Raw genomic sequence first — 24,246 nt, 5'->3', positions numbered from 1 at the left:
TGGAAATCAGATAAAAATTATTTACTTGTTTAATAATTGTGTATCTTGCAAGCCCGGAGCAAATTTGCTCCGGGCTAAAAAACTGACAGGATAGAAGGATCTTGCCGATAAGGTAAAAAGAAATGAGACTTTTTAAAAGTAAAGAAAAATTATCCGAGAGTGAGTCTGTGTATTTGGCTGATATAGAACAAAAAATCAAGGCTTACAAAGCGAAGGGATACCGGGTCCCTACCCGTAAAATGATTAAAACGGCGGCCCAGATAAAAGGGATTCGCCGCAGTGCCGCTATCAATACGGCGGTTTTGGATTTGGTGGCTGCCCATATCCATGAAGGTATGACGACGGAAGAAATCGATACATTAGTCTACAATTTTACGATCGCTCACGGAGCTATTCCTGCTCCCTTGAATTATGAGGGATTTCCGAAGAGTGTGTGTACCTCGGTGAACGACGAAGTATGCCACGGTATTCCTTCCAAAGACGTTGTATTGAGAAATGGGGATATTATCAATGTAGATGTTTCTACGATTCTGGATGGTTATTTTTCGGACGCTTCGCGGATGTTTATGATCGGTAAAGTAAGTCCTGAAATGCAGCGTTTGGTGCAGGTAGCCCGAGAATGCCTGGAAGTCGGTTTGCAAGCCGCCCGTCCCTGGGGCTTCCTGGGGGATATCGGAGCTGCCGTTCAAGAACATGCTGAAGGCAACGGGTATTCTGTCGTACGGGAATTCGGCGGGCATGGGGTGGGACTCAAATTTCATGAAGATCCTTTTGTCAGCCATGTCGGACGCCGCGGTACCGGTGTTTTGCTGGTACCGGGAATGGTATTTACTATCGAACCGATGATCAATATGGGATCCCGCAAAATTTTTATCGATGCCGATAACGACTGGACGGTATTGACAGACGACGGCATGCCTTCTGCACAATGGGAGTATACGGTGCTGATCACCGATACCGGGGCGGAGATCATCACCGGATAGATCAGAGATAACGGATTATTTCTTCCGGACGGTCTACAATATGACAGGCTCCGTTTTCTGTCAGTTCCTGACGGGGACGGAAGCCCCAGCTGACGCCGATGGAAGTGATGCCACTGCGCCGGGCTGTTTGCATATCTACCCCCGAATCTCCGATATACAACGCATCCGCAGGAGTTATTCCGGTTAGGTGTAAGATCTCGTAGACAATTGCCGGATCGGGTTTTGCAGGTATGTGCCCGCGTTGTCCCAGTACAACCTTGAAAAGATCCGTGCCGAAATAATGCCGGATCAGCTCGACGGTCCCCTGATGATATTTATTGGAAGCAACAGCAAGCTGTATACCTTTGGCCGATAAGTGTGACAATAATTCCGGGATACCCGGATAAGGGCGGGTCAGGTCTGTCTTGTGTCGCTGATAATAGCCTACAAATTCTTCCCGTAACTGCAGGATAGTCGGTTCACAGCGTTCCGCTTCGGGTAAAGCCCGTTCGATCAATTTTGTAATACCGTTTCCGACAAAATAGCGATAAGCCGGCAAGTCATGTTCCGGATAGCCATGTTGCCGGAGAGCATAGTTGGCACTTACAGCGAGATCGTCGATGGTATTCAGTAGCGTCCCGTCTAAATCGAATATAACCAGTTTTTTATTCATCTTGTTTTCAATTCTTTATACATCATTTCATAAGTAGGTACAGGAAGGTGGAGGGCTTTACCGTTTTCAACCACATAACCGGTCAGCGTCTCTAGTTCTGTCGGTTTGTGCTTCCTGAAATCCGTATGCATCGAAGTGGTGGCGTCATAAGGCATTTTCTCCTGGTCGGCAATGACTTGCCGGATCATATCTTGAGGTAGATGTATCCCCTGTGCCTGTGCTATTGCATAAAGTTCTTCGCCCAGCTTTTCATAACCGGAACGATGAAATTCGAGTACTTCTCCTATGCTTTGATCGTAGTATGAAGTGAGGGTGGCACTCAGAGAGATCAGAAAGAATTTTCTCCAGATCCGGTCGTGTATGTCTGCGGGATTTAAAGCTGAGATACCTGCCCGGCTCATCAATTGCAGCAATTCGGCCTGACGCAGACGGTCGCCTTCCGGATCACCGAACCAAAGCCGGTCCTGTTCTGTAAATTTACTGACTGTTCCCGGAGCCGAAAGCCGGGCTCCGATATACACACAACCGTACCAAACCTGGTGTCCCGGGACTAGCCGCCGGATTTCTTCCGTAATATTCGCTCCGTTTAATAAAGGAATAATAACGGTCGACGGCCCGATAAGAGGACGTATTTCTTCAAGATTTCCGGCTAAATCATAGCTTTTGGTGGTACAGAACAGATAGTCGACCGGGCCGATGTCCTTCGGAGAATGAGTCGCCAGGGTCGGATGGACGATGATTTCTTCGTGCAGAGTCTGAATTTTCAGTCCTTTGCGTGAAATGATTTCCAGATTTTCCCCCCTCGAAATAAAGTAAATTTTAATGTTTTCTGATTGCCGGTAAAAATGAGCCAGTTTGCCCCCATAGTAACCCCCGACACCGCCGATCCCTGAAAATGCAATTTTAATCTCCATACTACTTTCTTTCCGATTCGACTCCAAAAGTATGTTTTTTGTCAGAAAGATCAAAAATGAGGGGGAATTAAATAATTGTAACGAATAAGTGACAGAATGATTCTATGATAAAGGATCCTGAGGGCGCTTTGTTTATGGCCCTATGTTGGCCGCCGGGGACTGTGTAAGTCCCGCGGACAAGGTGCCCGCAGGATCCGAAGACTTTATAAGCTAAAACGTTATGCCGAAGCTGAACATACCGATGTGTTCGTAAATTGTGCTGAGCAGGCCTAATATCAGAATACCTGCCGTGCAGACAATCAGGCTGAGACGGGTATAGATATCGGAACGGACAGGGGCGATAGCCTCTTCGGTTTTGTTGATAAACATGGCTTTGACAACCAGCAGATAGTAATAGAGGGAAATGATCGTATTCAGCAGGGCGATGAATACCAATACATAAAATCCCTGTTCGGCTGCGGCGGCAAAGATGAAAAATTTACTGAAAAAACCGGCAAACGGAGGAATCCCTGCTAAAGAGAATAAAGCCAGCATCATGACGATACTTAACTTCGGATTCGTGGAATACAGACCGTTGTAGTCGTCGATCGTGATCTTGCCTGTCCGGTTTTCGATGATGGCGATCACCCCGAAAGCAGCCAGGTTGGAGATCATATACACCAGGATATAATATACCAGTGACGTCATCCCGATAGCGCTCCCGCTGATCACTCCCAGCATAATATATCCGGCTTGTGAAACCGAAGAATAAGCCAGAAAACGCTTCAAATTCTGCTGGCGGATGGCAAACAGGTTGGCTACGGTGATGGTTGCGATAATGATTACATACAGGATTGCCTGCCATTCTGTCACCAGATTACCGAATACTTTAAATAATAGAGTCATCAGTACGAAAGCTGCCGACCCTTTGGAAATTACCGAAAAATAAGAAGTCACCGTAGTCGGTGCACCTTCATAAACGTCGGGTGTCCATTGGTGGAAAGGCACCAGTGAAATCTTAAAAAACAATCCCACGATAAAAAATCCGAAGGCCATATATTGGAGCGGATTCCCTGAAATTCCTGCCGGTATGTCGGCAAAATAAAGTGTGCCGACCGTCCCGTAGATCAGGGAAATACCGTAAAGCGACAATCCTGAAGCGAAAGTAGCCGAGAGAATATATTTAGCCCCGGCCTCTGCCGACTGGTGTTTGTATTTGTCGAATGCAGACAACACGGCCATCGGTATAGAGGCTGTCTCCAGACCGATGAAGAATAACAGAAAATTGCCCGCAGAAATCATGAAATACATACCCAGCAAGGAGGAGAACAGAATCAGGTAAAATTCTCCCCGGCGGATCAGTACCGACTCGCTGTTTACCCAATTGTAAGCCTGGAGCAGGACAATAAGCGTACCTGTGTTCAGGATAGTTTTTACGATCGAACCGATGGGGGTACACACATACATCCCTCCGAAAGCCTCTGCCGTCCCGGCAGGAAAAAGATTCAGCAGTGTATGGGCCAGAAACAATACACAGGCTACCGGATGAAAATATTTCAGGCTTTTCTGAGAGCCGAACAAGTCGTATACCAGCAGGATCAACATGACGGCGATCAGTGAAAGCTCTTCTTTTAGGAACAGAAAATTAGAATATCCCATATTTAATAATTTTACGATTTACGATATCTTAAAACGGCCACAATCCGTTTAAACTTTCCCGGATCATATCCGATATCCACAACGGAGCCAGCCCTATCCCTGCAATGGCGAGGATCAGGACGATGGCCGAAAAACGTTCGTACCATACGGCATCGGTCAGTTGCAGGTGGTGTTCGTCGACCACTTTACCATAGAGTAGTTTACCGACAACCCGCAGGATATAGACGGCAGTGATCACAATCGAAGTGCAGGCCAGGATAGTCATCACCCGGTGGAATACATCGGCATGCTGGAAGGAACCGACAAAAATAGTCATCTCGGCTACAAAACCGCTTAGACCGGGAAGTCCTAATGAAGCCAAACCGGCGATCACATAGCAGGCCCCCAGGAAGGGGATGATTTTCATCAGGCCTCCCATTTCCCGGATATCCCGGGTATGGGTCCGTCCGTAAATCATACCGATCAATGCGAAGAACAATGCTGTCATCAGTCCATGGCTCAGCATCTGCATAATGGCTCCTGTCACGGCCGTTTGATTAAGCATCAGGATTGCGAATAATACCAGACCGCAATGGCTGACCGAAGAATACGCATTGATGTATTTCAGGTCGGTTTGGACGATAGCCGAATAAGCACCGTAAACCACACTGATACCCGTCAGGATAATGAATATCCACGAAAGTTCTTTAGCTGCTTCGGGCATAAGGCAAATGGCCACCCGGAAACAACCGTAGCCTCCCAGTTTCATCAGCACGCCGGCATGAAGCATCGACACCGCTGTGGGCGCTGAAGCATGACCGTCGGGACTCCAGGTGTGGAAAGGAAAGAGAGCTCCCAGTACACCAAAACCGATAAAGGTAAGCGGGAAGAACCACCGTTGCAATTCGTCCGGAATATGCTGACGCGCAATGTCAAGAATGTTCATGCTTGTCGCTCCCGAATTGAAATAGATACCCAATATCCCGACGAGCAGCAGGGCCGAACCACCCATCAGCATCAGGGTCAGCTTCATGGCTGCATATTCTTTTTTACCGGTGCCCCAAACTCCGATCAACAGGTACATCGGGATGAGGGCGATCTCATAAAACATAAACATGGTGAAGAGGTCGGTGGAGATGAAAAAACCGAAGACACCGATACTCAACAGACAAAACCACATAAAGTATTCCCGGGGCAAGAGTTCCATCTTCCACGAAGTGAATATGCCGGTGAATACGATAATGGAAGATAATAATAACATAGCGACCGAAATGCCGTCGACCCCCACCGAATAATGAATATGAAACGGGGCATACCACACGCTGCTGGCGGTGAAAAGCATTTCTGCCGTATTTCCGCTGTTCCTTTCTCCCAGAAACAATACCGTCAGTGCTACGGCAAGAAGCAGCAGGAGGGAAGCTCCTGTCGCACAAACTGCACGAATTTGTTTGATGTCCGATGCCAAAAGTAAACCTCCTAACATCAAAACCGGGATCAGAACGAATAAGGATAAGAAATTCATAATGTTCAATTTTATAATTTACGATCCTATATCAACACCACTAATAAAACAAGCAATAAAGTGCCCACCAGGAAAACAAAAGCATATTGCTGGATTTGTCCCGACTGTAATCCGCGGATAGCGTACGACACCCGTTGGGTAATATAGGCCATTCCGTTCATGGTACCGTCGATGATGTGGCGGTCGAACCAGGCGATCGGGCGGGATACACCGTTGAAAATGATTCGTTTGGTGATAAACAGGTAAAACTCGTCGATGTAAAAACGGTGATAGGCTGCTTTATAGAAATGGGCATACATATGTTGCAGCCGGTCGGGAATATCGCACTTCGATTTGTAAAAGAAAGTGGCGATACCGATGGCGATTAAAGCGATTATAATGCTGGGAATGGCGACACTCCAATCCAGGTGGATGTGGTAAACCAATCCGTCGCTGCTCACAAAATGCCCGAACGGGATGAAACCTGCAAAAAGTGTGATCGCGGCAAGGATCATCAGGGGAATGGTCATCGAGCGGGGAGCTTCGTGGGGAGTATGTGCGTACTGTGACGGAGTGCCCCAGAAGATATTGTAGTAGAGCCGGAACATGTAAAAGGCTGTCAGACCGGCAATAAAACTCATCAGGATACCGAAATTCGGGTTGAAATCGAAAACGGCTGTCAGAATCTCGTCTTTACTGAAAAATCCGGAAAAAGGAGGAATTCCCGATATGGCCAGACAAGCGACGAGGAAGGTCAGATGCGTAAAAGGCATATATTTACGCAGACCACCCATGCGGCTCATTTCATTGCTGCCGATGGTATGGATGATGGCTCCTGCGCAAAGGAAGAGCAGGGCTTTGAACATGGCATGTGTGAAAAGGTGGAACATCGAAGCCATATAGCCGAGTCCCTGATGGCCTCCCATACCCGAGACTCCGAGCGCAACCATCATGAAACCGATCTGAGAGATGGTAGAAAAAGCCAGTACCCGTTTGATATCGGTTTGTACGCAGGCTACTACGGCTGCATACAACGAAGTAAAAGCCCCCACATAACCGATGCCGACCAACACATCCGGGGCTGCACTGACGTATACAGGGAACAGACGGGCCACGAGAAAAACGCCGGCAACCACCATCGTTGCTGCATGAATCAGAGCCGATACCGGGGTAGGACCTTCCATCGCGTCCGGTAACCAGATGTGTAATGGGAACATTGCCGATTTTCCGGCACCACCGATGAATATCAGAGCCAAGGCCCAGCTCATCACGGAAGCTCCCATGAAAGTGACACCTGCAGCTCCTGCAAAAACGGAAGCATCACCGGAAGTCAATAATTCGAAGCTGAATGTCTTGGTGAAATACGACAGCAACAGAATGCCCAGTAAAAAGCCCAGGTCGGCAAAACGGGTGACGATAAACGCTTTTTTCGAAGCTGCGATGGCTTCGGGTTTTGTATAGTAGAATCCGATCAGCAGGTAGGAAGAAACACCCACCAGCTCCCAGAAAATATACATCTGGAAAATATTGGGAGCTACTACCAGACCTAACATAGAAAAGGTGAACAAGGATAGAAAAGCGTAGTAACGCTGAAAACCGCGTTCGCCTTTCATATAGCCCATACTATAAATATGTACCATCAGCGATACTGTTGTGATGACCACCAGCATCATGACAGAAATCGGATCCAGCAATATACCCAGATCGATGTGGAGGGCTTCTGTGAAACGCAGCCATTCGAAATCGACAGGCATTATCCGGGCAAATACTCCGTCTACCCGGGGAGCTGAAAAATAAAGTCCTGCAGTGATATAGGCCAGGCCTGTTGTGACAGCCAGAGAGAGGCTGCCGATATAGCCGGCTGTGTTCGGACGGAGTTTCATCCCGAATAATCCGAGCACCAGGAAAGTGAGCATCGGAAGCAGGAGGATCGATATTGTATATTCCATAATCTGAAGTTTAGTCTTTCAATTTATTTAAATTCTTCACCTGAATATTCCGGATGTTCCGGTATATATTGATAATGATTGCTATGGCCACTGCTGTTTCACAGGCCGATATTCCGATAGCGAACAGGGTGAAGAAAAAACCTTCCAGTTGGTCCGGGAATAAAAAACGGTTGAAAGCCACAAAATTGATATCTACAGAATTCAGAATCAATTCAATAGAAATCAATACCGCTAACATATTCCTGCGGGTCATAAATCCGTAGATTCCGGCGAAAAACATGATCGTGCTGATCACCAGATAATATTCCATCGTTATTTCCATACTATTCAATTTTCATGTTTAACGTTTCCGGGCGATCAGGATACCCCCGATAATACAAGCCAACAACAAAACACTGATTACCTCGAAAGGTAACAGATACTGGTATTTCTCCGTCCCCATCAAAGCGGTTCCGATCACTTTCTGGTTGATCTCACCGGGTACGAAATGCGATACCGGGAACGAGTGGGTAAGTGTGATGAAGATACAGAGGGCTGCACCTCCTACCGCAGCCAGTATGCCGGCAAAAAATTTGCTGTTTTTGATCTTGTCGGCTTTCTTATTGTCGGAACTGGTCAGAAGAATCGAGAATACGTATAATACAATGATACCTCCGGCATATACAGTCAGCTGTACAGCTCCCAAAAAGGAATAGTTCAACTCGAAATATATACCTGCCGTAGCAAATAACACGAACAGCAGATAAGTCGCCGAACGCAATATCCGCTTCGTGGTGACGGTCAGTATGGAGCAGACGACGATCACTGCTGCCAAAAATAAAAAGACCGCTTGGGGGAGAGTTATATTCATAAGATTTCTTTTATAATATACTTAATTCAATCTTTTGCCGGTCAGGCTTCATTTTTGGTTTCCAACCTGGAACCTTCGTGGTTTAGTTGGAGTACCAGTTTCTCACGGGTAAAAACGGCGTGTTCGTAGGTCGGGATAAAAGTAATGGCCTGATGGGGACAGCTCCGCACACATAGCTGGCAATACAGACAGCTACCGTGGTCATACAGATACCGCACCAGTACCTTTTTCTTTTTTCCGTCTTCGGTAGTTACCATTTCCGATTCGACACGGATGGTATCGTTCGGACAATTCATTTCACAGATACCACAGGCGACGCAATGGTGTTCGTTGCGTTCGTTGTGGGGCATCGTCAGCTCACCCCGGAAACGGTCGAACATTTTCAGGGTAGCCCGGTTCTCCGGATATTTTTCAGTAGTCTTGGGGGTGAAAAATTCCCGGAGGGTAATGCTCATTCCTTTCAGTAATGAACCTAAACCATTGAAAAATGAACTGAAATATTCTTGTGTACTTCTCATAAATCTTGCTAAAAATGTAATTTGAATACCACCACAAAGACCATCAGGAACAGGTTACACAAATTAATGGGCAACAGGTATTTCCATTCCAGTGTCAGCAACTGGTCGATACGCAGGCGGGGGAATGTCCATTTAAACCACATGATGATAAATACCATAACGGCACTTTTTCCCAGAAACCAAAAGATCGAAGGGATGTAGTCCATCACGGTGTTGAAATTTTCCCAACCCGGTATATGTAAAGGCATCCAGCCGCCCCAGAATAAGGTAGTCGCTACGGCTGCCACAATAAACATATTGACGAATTCGGCCACGTAGAAGAAACCGAAGTGCATGCCCGAATATTCGGTATGGTAACCTGCCGTCAGTTCCGATTCGGCTTCGGGTAAGTCGAAGGGACCGCGGTTGGTTTCTGCCGTACCTGCGATCAGATAGACGATAAAAGCGATTAAAGCCGGGAGATGGCCTTTAAAGATAAACCAGCCGTCTGCCTGGCTTTCGACAATCGTCGAGAGCTGCATGCTGCCGGTAAGCACTACCATCGTCAGGATCGATAACCCGATCGATAACTCGTAGCTGATCATCTGGGCTCCGCTTCGCATGGCCCCGATCAGGGAGAATTTGTTGTTACTGGCCCAACCTGCCAGCAAAATACCGACAATACCGATGGAGGATACTGCGATCAGGAAAAATATCCCGACATTGAAATCGATAATCTCCAGCCCTTTGGCAAAAGGTATACAGCTAAAAGCCAATAAAGAGGCTATGATGACAATGTAAGGAGCCAGGTTGAACAGAAAACGGTCTACATGATTGATCTCGATGATCTCCTTGATCAGCATCTTGATCATATCGGTGACAGTTTGTATCATTCCGAAAGGACCTACCCGGTTCGGACCCAGACGGCATTGGAAGAAAGCACAGACTTTCCGCTCTGCATAAATCAGGCCGAGTGCCATGACTGCATAAGCGACCAATAAACAGACACCGACCAGGACAAATTCAGTGGTGGTGACCAGCGAGGCGGGCAGATATTGGTGTAGGGTGGCGTCGACCCATTGTGTTACTACTCTAAAATCAAACATATCTTATTCTCATTTATCTTTCATCTATCATCTTTCTTTTCTTATCGGTCGATGTCCGGAACGACATAGTCCAGTGAGCCGCCGATAGCGATCAGGTCGGCAATTTTGTTGTTGCTGGCGAGCAGATCGACTACCGATACCAGCGGAAGACCCGGCGAACGGAATTTCACCCGGTACGGGAATTTATCTCCGTGGCTTTCGATATATACACCGAATTCTCCCCGGGCGGCTTCGACACTTTTGTAGTATTGGCCTTCCGGAAGTTTGATGATCGGTTTGGTCTTAACGGCGAAATCTCCCTCCGGAATATTGTCGACCAGCTGCTCCAGGATGTGAAGCGATTCGACGATTTCATCCATACGCACCATGTAGCGGTTGAATGTATCTCCATGGTTGTAAGTGATTTCTTTGAAATCGACTTTATCGTATACCCCGTAAGGATGAATTTTACGGATATCGCATTTCCAGCCTGAGGCACGTCCTGAAGGACCGGTTACTCCATAGGAAATAGCATCTTCCAGAGAAAGAATACCGATGTCTTTCATCCGCTGCCGGGCGATAATATTACCGGTGAAAACACCATGATATTCTTTTAGCATAGGGGGCAGGTATCGGATGAAATCTTTGATCCTTGTGATCAGATTCGGATGGATGTCGGCCATGACTCCTCCGATGCAGTTGTAATTCTGAATCAAGCGGCCCCCACAGGTTTCTTCGAACATGTCCAGGATCTTTTCCCGGTCGCGGAATCCATAGAAGAAAGCGGTCAGGGCTCCCAGGTCCATACAGAAGGTGGACCAGAACAGAAGATGGGAAGCGATACGGGTCAGTTCGTCCATAATCGTCCGGATATATTTGGCCCGTTCCGGGATTTCCAGCCCCATCGCCTCTTCGATACACATACACAAGGCGTGACGGTTCATATGGGCCGAAAGGTAATCCAGCCGGTCGGTCAGTGCCAGAGTCTGGGGATAGGTGAGGGTTTCACACATTTTTTCGATTCCCCGGTGGATATATCCACAGTTGACATCCACTTTTTTTACGATTTCTCCTTCCAGGGATACCCGGAAACGGAGCACTCCATGTGTGGCAGGGTGTTGGGGGCCGATGTTTACGACGTATTCGTCATCTTCGAAAATAACGTTTTCCCTTTCTTCGATCGTCCCTTCTTTTGTCAATTCCAGGGTAGGGGTTGCATCCGGGCTGCTTTCACTTTCCAGACGGATGGGGTTGATCTTTTCGTCCGCATCGTAATCTTTACGCAACGGATAACCGATCCAGTCGTTCCGCAGGAATAACCGGCGCATGTCGGGATGGTTGATAAACCGGATACCATAAAAATCGAATACTTCACGTTCGTTGAGGTTGGCTGTAGCCCAAATGTCCGAGACACTCGGCAATTCGGGATTCTCCCGGTTTTCGGTTTCAACCCGTAAGGCCAGGTCGTGACCGTATTTGCTGGATCTCAGATGGTACATGACGCCCAGGGTTTCGCCCCAGTCCATACCGGTCATACATACCAGAAAATCGAACGAAGTATCCTCGTCATTGCGCAAACGAAGGGCCAGATCATGAAAAGAGGTACGTGGAACGCTAACGAACCATATTCCATGTTTTTCTTCCAGGATAGCTTCCGGTACAATACTTAATATCTTCTCTTTCATAAATTGTTCGGATTACATTGGGGGGTAGCTTCGTCATTACTGTTCCTGGGGTCTTGCTGTTTGTTGGCTCCTCCGAGGAATTTCTCGACTTTGATTTTCCGTTGCAGCTGCATCATGCCGTAAAGCAGCGATTCAGGACGGGGAGGACAACCGGGAACATAGACATCTACCGGTAATATTTGATTTACACCTTTTACGACATGGTAGGATTTCTTGAACGGTCCGCCCGATATGGCACATCCCCCCATAGCGATGACATATTTGGGTTCGGCCATCTGATCGTACAACCGCCGTAATACCGGAGCCATTTTGTAAACGATAGTACCGGCAACGATGATTACATCCGCTTGCCGGGGACTGGCCCGGGTGACTTCAAACCCGAAACGGGCAAAATCATAACGTGCCGCACCCACTGCCATAAATTCAATACCACAGCAGCTGGTGGCAAAAGTAAGAGGCCATACCGAATTCGAACGCCCCCAGTTGATGAGATCGTCCAGGCATCCCACAATGATGTCGGTGCCGTTGGCCCTAAGTTGTTCGAGGTACTCATTATCTTTAAAGTCCTCATATTTCATTGATTTTATCTTGGGTTGTTTCATCGTTTTTCCGTTATTTTTTGTTCTGACTTTCCCCTTCTCTTCCTCTCCAGCCTTTTGCTTTTAGCCTTTTACTTTTACCTTTTTTTACTTCCATTCCAGTGCCCCTTTTCTCCAGGCATAGGCTAATCCGAGGATCAGGATAACCATGAAAAACAAAATGTTGATCAATCCGTCGATACCTGCGTCCTGTACGGTGACGGCCCAGGGAAATAGAAATACCGCTTCTACATCGAACATCAGGAACAGGATCGCAAACAAATAATAACCGGCTTTGAACTGCATCCACGAACGGCCACGGGTTGGAATACCGCATTCATAAGCTTCTCCCTTTTGCCGGTTATAAGAACGGGGAGATACGATGCGGGCGACGCCAAGGGCAATCCCCACTAAAGCAATAGCCGTAAGAATTACGACAATTAATAAGGTCAAATTCATAACAGAATATGTTTAAAAAATACCTAAAATACTGAACTATCGCCGTCCGTTTCCAGACGACACTTTTTTATTTGAACGAATCGGCGATTTAAATAATAACTTTTTGTAGTGTATAGATGTAGTAGTCGGTGTGATCCGGTCCGGTGAAAACTGCTTGCCGGGGAATGAATTTATTCAAGGGATCTTCTGCCGGTGATTGTATTTTATTATGCCTGGCCTGAGTAAATAACCTGATAAAAGCTTTTTTATCCGGCATTTTTTTTGTGTGTTCTTCCGTAAGGTCACCTGCATTGAAATGCAGGAAAGATACGAGCGAGGCCAGCATATTATCCGCTTGATTAATAATCGTAGTGCAGGACTGGACAGGAAGACATACCTTGGAGGCATCGTTGGCTTTACAGGTCTCTGACAAACAGTTACCTGTTACGAATAATAATATGATCCATTTAATAATTTGCACACTCATTTTTTTGAACGTGCGAATATACGATTTAATTTTTAGGTTTGGGATACAATTTATATTAAAAAAAACTGAATTAATTCAGCAATATTCCTTTACCTTTGCCGGTGATTACTGAGTGGGAGGCCTATCTTCAATCCTCTGTTTAAATAAATCACTATGGATAAATTACTTTCTCCGATGCAGGATTTACAACAACAATCGGCCATGCTGCAAAAAGAATACGAATATGAAAAAGAGTTGTATCGTCAGCAGACCCGTGAGGCCGGTATTCCGAAGCGAATCCAGCAGGGAGTGTGTTGGTTTCCGGTGAAGCTGGGGGCCGATCGGTATAATTCACTCAACCAGCTGACAGTCGAAGTAACGCGTACAGAGACGGAAGAGACTGAACATAGCTTTGAATACGGATGTCCTGTTTGTTTTTTTAGGATTTCGGCTGATAGGCAGATCCGTTATTTCAACTTTTCTGCCGTGATCAGTTATGTACAGGATAATAAAATGGTAGTTGTACTTCCCGGACCGCAGGTATTGCCGGAATTAGTCGTTACGGGTGAGTTGGGGGTACAGTTGTATTTTGACGATACTTCGTATAAGACGATGTTCGCTGCCCTGCGTGAGGTGGCAGAGGCAAAGGGAAATCGTACGGCTCGTTTGCGGGAGGTATTGCTGGGTAAAGCACCTGCACTTCGGCGGGAGACCGGTCCGGTGCGTTTCCCTTGGCTGAATGTTTCGCAGGAGAAGGCAGTGAATCAGGTGTTGTGTGCAAAAGAGGTGGCTGTCGTACACGGACCTCCTGGAACCGGTAAGACGACGACATTGGTGGAGGCTGTTTATGAAACCCTTCACCGTGAAAATCAGGTGATGGTGTCTGCCCAGAGTAATACGGCGGTGGATTGGATTGCAGAAAAACTGGTCGATCGGGGTATCCCCGTGCTTCGTATCGGAAATCCTACCCGGGTAAACGATAAGATGCTCGCTTTTACTTACGAACGTCGTTTCGAGGCACATAGCGACTATCCGGAATTGTGGCAAATTAGAAAGACTATACGGGAGATGACCGGCCGTTTACGTAAAAGCGGGCGTGAAGACCGGGAGCGTTTGCATAATCAGCTGACTAAATTGCGGGTAAGGGCGACCGGCTTGGAGATACGTATCGATACGGAGTTGTTTACCGAAGCCAGGGTTATCGCCTGTACCTTGGTGGGTGCGGCTAGCCGGGTATTGGAGCGCAAACGCTTTTCTTCTTTGTTTATCGATGAGGCTGCCCAGGCGATCGAAGCGGCTTGTTGGATCGCGATCTCCCGGGCCGACCGGGTGATTCTGGCCGGCGATCATTGCCAGCTACCGCCGACGATCAAATGTATAGAGGCTGCCCGGGGAGGGCTCGGCCGTACTTTGCTGGAGAAGGTGGTGCTGCACAAACCGGAGACCGTGTCTTTGTTGAAAATCCAATACCGGATGCATGAAGATATTATGCGCTTCCCTTCCCGCTGGTTTTATCATGATGAGTTGGAAGCGGCACCGGAAGTGAAATACCGGGGTGTCCTCGATTTCGATACGCCTGCCAGCTGGATCGATACTTCCGAACTGGATTTACAGGAAAAAGCAGTGGCAGAAGGAACCGGACGTCTGAATACCGGAGAAGCCGAATTGTTAGTCCGGGAACTGAAAAATTATATGGAACGGATCGGAATCCGGCGTATTTTGGAGGAGCATATCGATTTCGGGGTGATATCACCTTATCGGGCACAAGTCCACTATTTAAGGCATCTGTTGAAAAAAGAGCCGTTCTTTCGTCCTTGCCGTCGCCTGATCACCGTGCATACGGTTGATGGTTTTCAAGGGCAAGAGCGGGATGTGATTATGATCAGTCTGGTCAGGGCCAACGAAAAAGGGCAGATCGGTTTCTTGCGGGATCTGCGGCGTATGAATGTAGCCATTACCCGGGCCCGGATGAAATTACTGATTTTGGGCGAAGCGGTGACGTTGACCAGACATCCTTTTTACCGCGAGTTGTATGAATATATCGGTGGGCTCCGGTGAGATCAGAATAATTCTTGCCGGATATGTTCGATATCTGCTTCGTCGATGGTGTCGATGATGTTATCGAATATCATGTGAAAGCCGAAAATACCTTCAACCATTTCATCGATGGCATGTTGTTTGGGAACATGCTGAAAAACCATTCGGTACATGGCTGCTACGGCTCCTGTCCGGTCGCTGCCATGCCAGCAATGAAAGAGTAGGGGACCTTTCCGGTCGCGGATGATCTGCATGGCAGTGACCAGATCGTCCAGCCTGAGCAATGTGGCCCGGGTGGGGAGGTGATGCAGGATCAGCGAGGTGCCCTGTGCTTCTTTGGTGTCGGTGTGGTAGCAACGGAGATTCAGTATTTCCCGCATACCGAATTTTTCCAATTCCCGGAAGCAAGCTGCGGACGGCTGGTCCGAACGATATACCCCGTCTCCGATCCGGTAGAAGTTTTTCAACCGGCATTTATTACCCAGGGTGATTTTCTCTGTCTTCAGGTCCGGTAGGTGAATGGTGTATGGATACATGGTTGGTTTGGATTTCATTTGTTTTTTTATTGATCAGAATAAATCCGGTCACGATCAGGGCCAAAGCAATCGGATCGTGCCACGAAAATTTCTGTAGTCCCATCAGGATGGAAACAGCAGCACCGGTGACCGGCAGGACGTATTTATAAGCACTTTCTACGAAGGGGGTGATGTAGTTTAGGGCGTAAACACTTAAAAAATAGCCGATCACGGTGGCAACGAAAAGTATATAACAAATTTCGAGCCAGATGTGAAGGGGTGCCTGGGCGGAAAATAAAGGTGATCTGACCAGATCTGACAGCCCGAAAGGTAAGCTGATGATCATCGAAGATAAGCTCATCCATTTCATGACGGTGACCGAATCGAATTTTTGGGTATAAGGTTTGATCAGGATCAGAAAGAAGGAGTAGGAAACCGAAGAGCAGAAAACCAGGACATCGCCTCCGAACGAGTCTTTCACCAGGCTTCCGGTGTGGGGCATAATGGAGGCATAAAGGGCGCCTGCAATACCGAGTAGAATACCGAAGGCTTTGTATTTGGTAAATACGGTATGCAGAAAAATAACCGCCAGGGCAATGACGATGATCGGTTGGGTGGTGCGGATGACAAAAGCATCGATAGGCCCGGTCAGTGAAAGTCCATTGATATAAAACAATAAGTTACCTCCTAAGCCGAGTATACCGCCCAGTATCATCATCCCGATTTCTTTTTTTTGGGGGTGCGGATGATCGGAAGAAGTCGGGAAATAAAGGCCGATTAGCCAGAAAACCAGGGTGCTGGCAGAGCAACGGAGTAACACCAACCCGTTGGGACCGATCCATTCGGGAATGATGACTTTCATAAAATTGGTGTTGAAACTATAAATGAAAGTGGTGGCCAGAATCATCAGATGACCGATATAAGCTTGGGATTTGGGCATATGTTTTTTTTAAGTTACTCAGCGATTCGGTAACTTTTTAAACGTTGGAAACTTTACTTTGTTACAGAACGTTTAATAAGCAATATACGATTTTATAAATAATAAAAATAAAACATATGAAGACAGTGATTGATAGGGCGAATACACGGGGACATGCTGATTACGGCTGGCTGAATACCTGGCATACTTTTAGTTTTGCAGACTATTATAACCCACAGCGGATTCATTTCGGGGCTTTACGGGTGCTGAACGACGATACCGTTACCCCCGGAATGGGGTTCGATACCCATCCCCACAAAAATATGGAGGTGATCTCGATTCCTTTGAAAGGTTACCTGAGGCATGGAGATAGTCTGGAGCACAGTGAGGTGATTAGTCCCGGGGATATTCAGGTGATGAGTACAGGTAGCGGGATTTATCATAGTGAATTCAACGATAGTAAAACTGAAAATCTGGAGTTTTTACAGATTTGGGTTATTCCTCGTGTAAACAATACTAAGCCGGTCTATAAAAGCTATGATATCCGCCAGGTAGACATGAAAAATCGTTTTGGCTATATAGTGGCTCCTGATGGCACTGCTCCTGGCGGTATTTTACAGGATGCCTGGTTTGCATTGGGAAAGTTAGAGAAAGGTAAAAAGATCGGGTATCATCTGCACCAGAAGAATACAGGCGTTTATTGTTTTGTCATCGAAGGTGAAATCTGTATCGAAGGTACTGATTTGTCGCGGCGCGATGGTATGGGTATCACGGAGACAGACCATTTTCAGGTGGAGGCACGGAGTGAGGCTTATGTGTTGTTGATAGAAGTGGCTATGATTTAGCGTTCATCGAAGACTAAAGTTTGTAAAAATGATTTTCTTGTAAAGAAAAAACTTTATTTTTGAATGAAGAAAATGGAAAACAGGAAAATCATACACATCGATATGGATGCATTTTATGCTTCTGTCGAGCAGCGTGATCATCCCGAATACCGGGGAAAACCTTTGGCCGTAGGACGCCCGGAGGAGCGGGGTGTGGTGGCTGCTGCCAGTTATGAAGCCCGTAAGTTCGGTATTCGTTCGGCAATGTCTTCTATGCAAGCTCTTAAATTGTGTCCTGATTTAATTTTTGTACGGGGACGTATGGAAGATTATAAAGCCGTGTCGGAAGAGATCCATCGGATCTTTCATGAATACACGGACCTGATAGAACCTTTAGCTTTGGACGAAGCTTTTTTGGATGTCACCGAAAATAAAAAGAATATTCCTTTAGCCGTAGATATTGCCCGGGCTATTAAAAAAGAGATTCGCGAGAAATTGGGGTTGGTGGCTTCGGCCGGAGTCTCTTATAATAAATTCCTGGCGAAGATTGCTTCGGATTATCGCAAACCGGACGGTCTTTTTGTTATCCATCCCCGTAAAGCAGCTGCTTTTATCGCTCGTTTGCCTATCGAAGTATTTTGGGGGATTGGTAAAGTGACTGCCCATAAAATGCATGCACTGGGGATACATAACGGAGCACAACTCCGCAATTGTTCGTTGGAATTTCTTAACCGGAATTTTGGGAAGGCCGGCCAGTTGTATTACGATTTCTCGCATGGGGTAGATCTTCGTCCTGTGGAGGTGGTCCGGATACGTAAATCGGTTGGGTGTGAGAATACTTTCGAAAAAGATCTGACAACCCATACTGCACTGATTATTGAGCTGTGGCATGTGGCCGATGAATTGATCCGGCGTTTAGGGAAAGCCGGATTCAAAGGACATACGTTGACGCTGAAAATCAAATTCCACGATTTTACACAGAAGACCCGTAGCATCAGTGTAGGACACGAATTGTATACAATGAAAGAAATTCTGCCTTTAGCCAAGCAGTTGTTAGCCGGTTTGCAGCTGACTCATTACCGTATCCGGTTGATGGGACTTACCGTATCTAATCCGGTTTCTTCTCCCGATGATCCGGAACAAGGGATTCCGACCCAGTTGGAAATTAATTTTTAACCGCTAGCAGTAAGGTAACCGATTTACGCATTTTCAATGCGGATGGGAGAATCGTCCGGCCGGTCTGGGACCGGAGTCTTGTGGATCTGCATCGGAAATGCGTTGGTCAGAAGGGGAAAAGGCCGCTTACACTTTGTAGCTATAAGTCAGTCCTTTGTTGGGAGCAGCATATAAGTTAGTGATTTCAAAATTAATATCGCCTCCCTGGATATTGTTTTCTAAACGGATTTCGATACGATGGCGGCACTGAGGTTGGATGGTATATTCCCTGAAATAAACGAGACCGGGATTATGCCGGGTCTTTTTGAGATGGAAGGTCAGATCGGAATTGTTTTTCAGGGTAATAACGATGCTTTTTTCATTTCGTTTTATATCCTCGATGTCGATCGATTTTTCGAATAACTCTTTCAGCCATTGTTCTTCGGCGATAACTTTCTCATCCATATATACTGCAGTCCTGCGATGTAATAAAGCTTCACGGATTCCTTCAGCCGAACGTTCCCGGACAAATACGAAGGTCATCGTACGGTGTTGGCCCCGTGCAAAATCGATATCTGTCTGGATGGGTTGATGGATATCCGATGTACCGATCATGGTCAGTTTCTTTTCCATACACCAGCGTTGTGCTTCCGGGGAGTATTTTTTTCCATTAGCGACTTCTATACCCTGCATATATCCTTCTTCATACAGACGGGTATGTTCATTCCACCAGAGGGTCGTATCGGGTTGTTGACGGTCCCAACCCGGATGATTCCAGAAAATGAATGCATTTTGCCGGCGTGCTGCTTTGAACGAATCCATATATTCCTTTTGTTCCAGGGCGTCGCAGTCGCTTAGAAAAATGGCATTGAAATGTCCGGGAGCCATCGGGCGGGTAATTTCGCTTCCTCTGATTAAAATTACCTGGTTATTCCGGGCTGTTTTCTCTGCAATTTCATAGGATCGGTTGTGCGAAGCAATAATATCCTGGCGATGGGGACGGTACTCCAGGTGTTCGGTCAGGGCGATCGCATCCAACCCCTCCCGGTAAGCTTCGTCGACACGTACCGTCGGCCAGACCAAACCATCGGAAAATACTGTATGTATATGGAAATCACATTTCAATGTCCGGTATCCTTCCGGATCGGGTACACGAATTTCATTTCTGACTTGAGCTTTACCCCAAAAAGCAAAACAGAGAATTAACACACCGATAATACTACTTTTTTTCATAATAGAGTTATTTAATCATTTATCCGGTTTCAAAAGTAAATCCTGGAAATGACAGAGTGGTTGCCAAAAAGTGAAGAAAATAATAAGTAAGGCAGTTATATACATATTTACACTTATAAGCGTACAGTTAGGATAAACATGTATATAAACACCATAAGTAAATATTAGCTTGGTGGTCAATGATATGGGAGAATAAGTAGAGTTTTCACAGATTATTCATTGTATTTTTGTGTTTAAAATTTTGCAGCGAATAGAAAATGTCCTATATTTGTACCCGCAAAACAAAAGAGAGTTCTTTAAAACAAGGGCAGTTACCAGAGTGGCCAAATGGGGCTGACTGTAACTCAGCTGGCGTAGCCTTCGGTGGTTCGAATCCATCACTGCCCACAGATTTTAAATTGCGACTGTTTCTGACAGTCGTTAATTAAAAAAAGCTTTTATCGTCAGAAGTTTGATTTTGTAAGGTAAAAACTTTTTTAATCAGTAAGAAAGACAATGTCTTTCGTAATTTAAGGTTTGTTTATGCCTCTCCCTTCGGATCGGCGGGCATAGCGAGTCCATCCAGTGTGTGAGGGAAATATTTTGCGGAAATAGCTCAGTCGATAGAGCACTAGCCTTCCAAGCTGGGGGTCGCGGGTTTGAGTCCCGTTTTCCGCTCTCATTTTAAAGCACTTACGAAGGTAGGTGCTTTTTTGTTTTAGGTGGTTTTAGTGGGGTTTCGGACATTTGTTTAAACCAAGGTTTAAACCGAAATTTAAACATGAATGCTTCTATTTCAGTAGTTTACTACACTTCAAAGACTTTAAAGAATGGAAATCATCCGTTAATGCTTAGAATTGCCAAAGGAGGTAAACTTAAATACCGTAGTATAGGTATCGACCTTCATCCTGATTTTTGGGATTTGGGGAAGAAGTGTCCCCAAAAGAGCTGTCCCAATAAAGAACTTATAAATAAAATTATTGCGGATAAAATCGCAGAATACAACCAGCAAGCACTTGAATTTAAAGCAGAGCAAAAAGAATTCACCGCAGCTTCATTAATCGAAAGTAAGCAATCCAAACTACAATTAAAGACGATTCGTGAATTTTACACCCAACTAATAAAGGAGTTCAAAGAAACTGAACAAGTTGGCAACAGGCTCATCTATAAAAACTCCTTCAACTCTTTAAAAACTTATACTAACAATAAACTTGATATATATTTCAGCGATATTGACGTTGAATGGTTGAAAGCATACGAGAAATGGCAACGTAAAAGAGGAAACAAAGAAACTACCATCAGTTTACAATTCAGAACTTTAAGAAGTGCTTATAACAAAGCTATTGATGCAAAAGCAGCAAACCAAAAGTACTACCCGTTTGATGAGTATAAAGTGAGCAAATTCAACACCAAGACAAGAAAGAGGGCTATAACGAAAGAAGAGGTAATGAAGATTATCACAACAGAAACAATAAACGCAACCAAATTGAGGGTACTCACCCGTGATGTTTTCACTTTCGCTTACTTGAGTGGTGGAATTTCATTTGTAGATATAGCAAACTTGACATCCAACAATATTTATAGAGGGAGATTACGGTACTCTCGTCAAAAAACACACCAAGATATTAATATCAAATTGCGTGAGCAAGCCAAAGAGATTATAGAAAAGTACACTTACCACAGGAAAAAGGCAACCTACCTCTTCCCTATTCTAAATGCGCAATCACATAAAACTGCCATGCAGAAACAAAACAGGATTCATAAAGTACTGGGACAAATCAATGGAGAATTGAAAGTACTTGCTTCTGAATTGGAAATTGAAGCAGACATGACTACTTACGTTGCAAGGCATTCATTTGCTTCGATATTGAAAAACTATGGGGTCAATGTTTCTCTTATCAGCGAAATGTTGGGACATACAGATTTGAAAACAACTCAAATTTATCTCGATAGTTTTGAGAATGAGCAGTTAGATTATCTCACTTTTATCAATCACTTTTTCAACCACGGTTTTAGGTTTCTTGGCAGTACTTTGGTTGCGTATGTACTGGTAAGCAAAAAACTCCGCAACTTTTTTATCTAGCGTCCAACTAACTCCTTGGTGTTCTTTCGTGCTTTCCTCTACTGTCATTCCCCTGTAAATAGTTACTTTATCGGGAAGATTCTTCAAGAACTCTAATTCTTCCGTGGTCATTAACCTTTCCTTCCGCAGAGAGGCATACGTGAAAGCTTTTCTTACAACCCCACGGTAATAATATAAATTATACGAAGGCTTAAAGAAACCTCTAACCTCTAATAATCTAGATTGGATATTAAGAAAGTGTGAACTTAGGCAATTTAACGTATCTATTATAGGACAAGAAACATATGACCTTTTGTACAATTTTAGAGAAAAATACAAGCCAACAGTATCAGAATGGGCAAATACTTTGAAACATCGAAGAATGATTAAATACGAAGAATTATCAAAACAAAAGTATAGAGCTTGCTTTCAACAAATAATTACAAAAAAAGATGAAAGTATATTGGATGCAATGAAAAGAGGGGCTGATTGTACTTACAATTCATCAAAGACTCTGAATATGTATAAAATCAATGACGTAATAAACAAATTATTTGAATATCACAAAGATATTTGTGTATTATCCAAGATGATTTTTGATAAGATAGAAATATAATGGCATAATTAATTGGTTTTACTGCTAGATAGAATTATGCAGACCATAGAAAAATCATCAATTAACTAATTATCAAAATTATATGCAAATTGTTTTAATACAATCATATATACAGGGTTAGCTTGGAGAAAAGCAAGCCCTTTTATATTCTATGTGAGTTTGATGTGTAATATTTCAATAGGTGAGGAATTATAAAGTATTAAGATTTATATGCCAGCTCTGAGGAAAAGTCACCAACTCAAATATTTAACCATTAGTTGCTCATAACATCATGGTTTTCTTGTCAACATTCATTATTTTTGCAAAAAGAAAATAACTATATAAATTTATTTGATTGAATTAATATTGATAGGATAACTATTTTTGATGCATATTTTATAAATTAAAGCCATAGGATCATATCAAATATGTGAGTGGGAAAATAATGTTTCGATTAAATATGTTATAATTCAAAAATTGCAACCCAATAATGAAAAAATAAAGATAATATTAATGCTAATATTTGTAGCCTTTAACTTATGTGTTAAAGCGCAGACTATTGGCTACACGTATAAGGCACTTGCTGCAGAAGGTTGTAGTATAAAATATAGTGTCACTAAGCAAGATTCAGTATATTACATAATAGTAATTGTAAGGTCAGACAGGTTAAACTTCTTAAAAGAATCTACTTTTTGGCTTAAAACTTTTGATGGTGATATAATAAAGTTAAGAGGTGAAGTTATTAGTAATGGCTCGGAAACTGGAGGAATTATTTCAGGTAACATTGTAATCCCAGTGACAGCAATCTATTCTACTGCACAATTTAAGATTACCCCAGAGCAGTTTGAGTTACTAAATAAAGGAATTTCAAAAGTTCGTTTGTCTACAACTCCCATTGAACACGAACGCACATTCAAAAAGGACAAAATAGGCAAAAAACTCTATCACTTCTATTTGAAAAAGAAGAGTCAAGATAATGAGTTTTAATGATAAATAAAGTTCTTATATCTCATTTAAAAAGAAAAGTATCCAGAAATTGAATGGAAAGTTATAATTGGAATGCGCCATGTTCTAGTATATGGTTATTATCAAATCAGTGATGAAATTGGTGTGGGCTACAATTCAAACAGAACTATTGCCATTAAAAGAGAAGGTTGAGTTATACAAACGTAAATTAGAATAAAATATCATCATAGATAAAATATACTGGCAATGGATTCATTTCTATTGCTTTTTTTATTTGGTGGAGAATTATAGCAAATTTAGTTATATATACCCAACAGAAATATTATTCACTAACAACAATATTACAAATAGAGATACAAATTAAGTTGGAATTTAATGTACAACCAATTAATAACAGAAAGTATGTGTATAAAAATCATATCCCAACTACCATAATTTAGTGGTAAGTTGCTTGTATATAAGCTATATGTTGCTTATATTTGAGTATAAAATAAGAGTGAGTTCATTAATAGTATTAATCAGCCTTGAACAAATAAATGTTTAAACCAACATTTAAACCATAACTAAAAATAAAGGCATTTTTGCAAGTGCAAAAGAGGGAATAGCTCAGTCGAAGCAAGGGAAAGCGAAGCTTTTCATTGCCGAAGTAGAGCACTAGCCTTCCAAGCTGGGGGTCGCGGGTTTGAGTCCCGTTTTCCGCTCTCTGAATGAGGTAGTTACGAAAGTAGCTACCTTTTTTATTTTGT

The 24,246-nt window shown here is 44.3% G+C and carries 24 protein-coding genes and 3 tRNA genes; 11 read left to right on the top strand and 16 right to left on the bottom strand.

All coding sequences use genetic code 11. The annotated features are described in order from the left end of the window. Nucleotides 1-122 precede the first annotated feature (122 nt). Entirely contained in the window at nt 123-983 is an 861-nt protein-coding gene (gene map / locus AC5RDS_RS14525) for a type I methionyl aminopeptidase (protein WP_022161440.1), read from the top strand. A gap of 1 nt (nt 984) precedes the next feature. Here the strand turns inward: map and AC5RDS_RS14520 are convergent, their stop codons facing one another. The 13 genes from AC5RDS_RS14520 to AC5RDS_RS14460 all read right to left on the bottom strand — a co-directional run bounded on the left by AC5RDS_RS14520 (nt 985) and on the right by AC5RDS_RS14460 (nt 13,230). Next, the gene (locus AC5RDS_RS14520; protein WP_013611704.1) at nt 985-1,635 is read right to left on the bottom strand and encodes an HAD family hydrolase; all 651 of its coding nucleotides are present in this window, start codon (nt 1,633-1,635) and stop codon (nt 985-987) included. Beyond that, nucleotides 1,632-2,549, bottom strand: coding sequence for a ketopantoate reductase family protein (locus AC5RDS_RS14515; protein WP_494222385.1), 918 nt, complete (start codon nt 2,547-2,549; stop codon nt 1,632-1,634). Before AC5RDS_RS14515 ends, AC5RDS_RS14520 begins: the two co-directional genes overlap by 4 nt. 210 nt (nt 2,550-2,759) lie before the next feature. Next, nucleotides 2,760-4,187, bottom strand: a complete 1,428-nt coding sequence (locus AC5RDS_RS14510; RefSeq protein WP_046404773.1) for an NADH-quinone oxidoreductase subunit N — start codon at nt 4,185-4,187, stop codon at nt 2,760-2,762. Between the two features lie 28 nt (nt 4,188-4,215). After that, nucleotides 4,216-5,688, bottom strand: a complete 1,473-nt coding sequence (locus AC5RDS_RS14505; protein ID WP_022161437.1) for a complex I subunit 4 family protein — start codon at nt 5,686-5,688, stop codon at nt 4,216-4,218. A gap of 26 nt (nt 5,689-5,714) precedes the next feature. After that, complete coding sequence (nuoL, locus tag AC5RDS_RS14500) at nt 5,715-7,616, bottom strand: NADH-quinone oxidoreductase subunit L (RefSeq protein WP_013611700.1); 1,902 nt, start codon at nt 7,614-7,616, stop codon at nt 5,715-5,717. A gap of 10 nt (nt 7,617-7,626) precedes the next feature. Further along, nucleotides 7,627-7,926, bottom strand: coding sequence for an NADH-quinone oxidoreductase subunit NuoK (nuoK, locus tag AC5RDS_RS14495; protein WP_041557249.1), 300 nt, complete (start codon nt 7,924-7,926; stop codon nt 7,627-7,629). A gap of 30 nt (nt 7,927-7,956) precedes the next feature. Beyond that, entirely contained in the window at nt 7,957-8,466 is a 510-nt protein-coding gene (locus tag AC5RDS_RS14490; protein ID WP_013611698.1) for an NADH-quinone oxidoreductase subunit J family protein, read from the bottom strand. Nucleotides 8,467-8,507: 41 nt separating this feature from the next. Then, complete coding sequence (locus AC5RDS_RS14485) at nt 8,508-8,984, bottom strand: 4Fe-4S binding protein (RefSeq protein ID WP_013611697.1); 477 nt, start codon at nt 8,982-8,984, stop codon at nt 8,508-8,510. Between the two features lie 8 nt (nt 8,985-8,992). Then, nucleotides 8,993-10,069 carry an NADH-quinone oxidoreductase subunit NuoH gene (nuoH, locus tag AC5RDS_RS14480; RefSeq protein WP_013611696.1) on the bottom strand — a complete coding sequence of 359 codons (1,077 nt, stop codon included), beginning with the start codon at nt 10,067-10,069 and terminating at the stop codon, nt 8,993-8,995. A gap of 41 nt (nt 10,070-10,110) precedes the next feature. Beyond that, a complete protein-coding gene (locus tag AC5RDS_RS14475) occupies nt 10,111-11,733 on the bottom strand; it encodes an NADH-quinone oxidoreductase subunit D (RefSeq protein ID WP_013611695.1) in 1,623 nt (540 codons plus the stop codon). Continuing rightward, a complete protein-coding gene (locus AC5RDS_RS14470) occupies nt 11,730-12,335 on the bottom strand; it encodes an NADH-quinone oxidoreductase subunit B (protein WP_013611694.1) in 606 nt (201 codons plus the stop codon). The genes AC5RDS_RS14475 and AC5RDS_RS14470 overlap by 4 nt, the downstream gene beginning before the upstream one ends. Nucleotides 12,336-12,419: 84 nt before the next feature. Continuing rightward, a complete protein-coding gene (locus AC5RDS_RS14465; protein WP_013611693.1) occupies nt 12,420-12,770 on the bottom strand; it encodes an NADH-quinone oxidoreductase subunit A in 351 nt (116 codons plus the stop codon). A gap of 88 nt (nt 12,771-12,858) precedes the next feature. Next, a complete protein-coding gene (locus AC5RDS_RS14460; RefSeq protein WP_147347708.1) occupies nt 12,859-13,230 on the bottom strand; it encodes a hypothetical protein in 372 nt (123 codons plus the stop codon). Nucleotides 13,231-13,389: 159 nt separating this feature from the next. Here AC5RDS_RS14460 and AC5RDS_RS14455 point away from each other — a divergent pair, with 159 nt between their 5' ends. Next, nucleotides 13,390-15,273, top strand: coding sequence for an AAA domain-containing protein (locus AC5RDS_RS14455; protein ID WP_494222384.1), 1,884 nt, complete (start codon nt 13,390-13,392; stop codon nt 15,271-15,273). A gap of 2 nt (nt 15,274-15,275) precedes the next feature. Here AC5RDS_RS14455 and AC5RDS_RS14450 read toward each other — a convergent pair whose 3' ends face one another. Continuing rightward, complete coding sequence (locus tag AC5RDS_RS14450) at nt 15,276-15,788, bottom strand: tyrosine-protein phosphatase (protein ID WP_013611690.1); 513 nt, start codon at nt 15,786-15,788, stop codon at nt 15,276-15,278. Beyond that, nucleotides 15,730-16,707, bottom strand: a complete 978-nt coding sequence (locus AC5RDS_RS14445) for a DMT family transporter (RefSeq protein WP_113028657.1) — start codon at nt 16,705-16,707, stop codon at nt 15,730-15,732. Before AC5RDS_RS14445 ends, AC5RDS_RS14450 begins: the two co-directional genes overlap by 59 nt. 116 nt (nt 16,708-16,823) lie before the next feature. Here AC5RDS_RS14445 and AC5RDS_RS14440 point away from each other — a divergent pair, with 116 nt between their 5' ends. Together AC5RDS_RS14440 and dinB are read left to right on the top strand one after the other, a co-directional pair. Further along, complete coding sequence (locus tag AC5RDS_RS14440; protein ID WP_022161428.1) at nt 16,824-17,531, top strand: pirin family protein; 708 nt, start codon at nt 16,824-16,826, stop codon at nt 17,529-17,531. A gap of 72 nt (nt 17,532-17,603) precedes the next feature. Continuing rightward, on the top strand, nt 17,604-18,686 hold the full coding sequence (dinB, locus tag AC5RDS_RS14435) for a DNA polymerase IV (RefSeq protein ID WP_046451007.1): 1,083 nt from the start codon (nt 17,604-17,606) through the stop codon (nt 18,684-18,686). A gap of 126 nt (nt 18,687-18,812) precedes the next feature. Here the strand turns inward: dinB and AC5RDS_RS14430 are convergent, their stop codons facing one another. Continuing rightward, complete coding sequence (locus AC5RDS_RS14430) at nt 18,813-19,898, bottom strand: Sb-PDE family phosphodiesterase (RefSeq protein WP_046404765.1); 1,086 nt, start codon at nt 19,896-19,898, stop codon at nt 18,813-18,815. 305 nt (nt 19,899-20,203) lie between these two features. On the opposite strand from AC5RDS_RS14430, the gene AC5RDS_RS14425 reads away from it, so the two are divergent. From AC5RDS_RS14425 to AC5RDS_RS14395, 7 genes are all read left to right on the top strand, one after another. Then, nucleotides 20,204-20,285, top strand: a tRNA-Tyr gene (locus AC5RDS_RS14425). A 197-nt stretch (nt 20,286-20,482) separates the two neighbouring features. After that, nucleotides 20,483-20,555 (top strand) — tRNA-Gly (locus AC5RDS_RS14420). A gap of 103 nt (nt 20,556-20,658) precedes the next feature. After that, complete coding sequence (locus tag AC5RDS_RS14415; protein ID WP_494222383.1) at nt 20,659-21,960, top strand: tyrosine-type recombinase/integrase; 1,302 nt, start codon at nt 20,659-20,661, stop codon at nt 21,958-21,960. Between the two features lie 361 nt (nt 21,961-22,321). After that, on the top strand, nt 22,322-22,555 hold the full coding sequence (locus AC5RDS_RS14410) for a hypothetical protein (protein WP_118160554.1): 234 nt from the start codon (nt 22,322-22,324) through the stop codon (nt 22,553-22,555). A 492-nt stretch (nt 22,556-23,047) separates the two neighbouring features. Next, nucleotides 23,048-23,521 carry a hypothetical protein gene (locus AC5RDS_RS14405; RefSeq protein ID WP_306444624.1) on the top strand — a complete coding sequence of 158 codons (474 nt, stop codon included), beginning with the start codon at nt 23,048-23,050 and terminating at the stop codon, nt 23,519-23,521. Nucleotides 23,522-23,593: 72 nt separating this feature from the next. After that, nucleotides 23,594-23,692, top strand: a complete 99-nt coding sequence (locus AC5RDS_RS14400; RefSeq protein ID WP_229053076.1) for a hypothetical protein — start codon at nt 23,594-23,596, stop codon at nt 23,690-23,692. Between the two features lie 405 nt (nt 23,693-24,097). Then, nucleotides 24,098-24,201, top strand: a tRNA-Gly gene (locus AC5RDS_RS14395). The last annotated feature ends 45 nt before the right edge of the window (nt 24,202-24,246 follow it).

Source organism: Odoribacter sp. (assembly GCF_985060555.1).
This window is presented reverse-complemented; position numbering and strand designations above follow the sequence as displayed.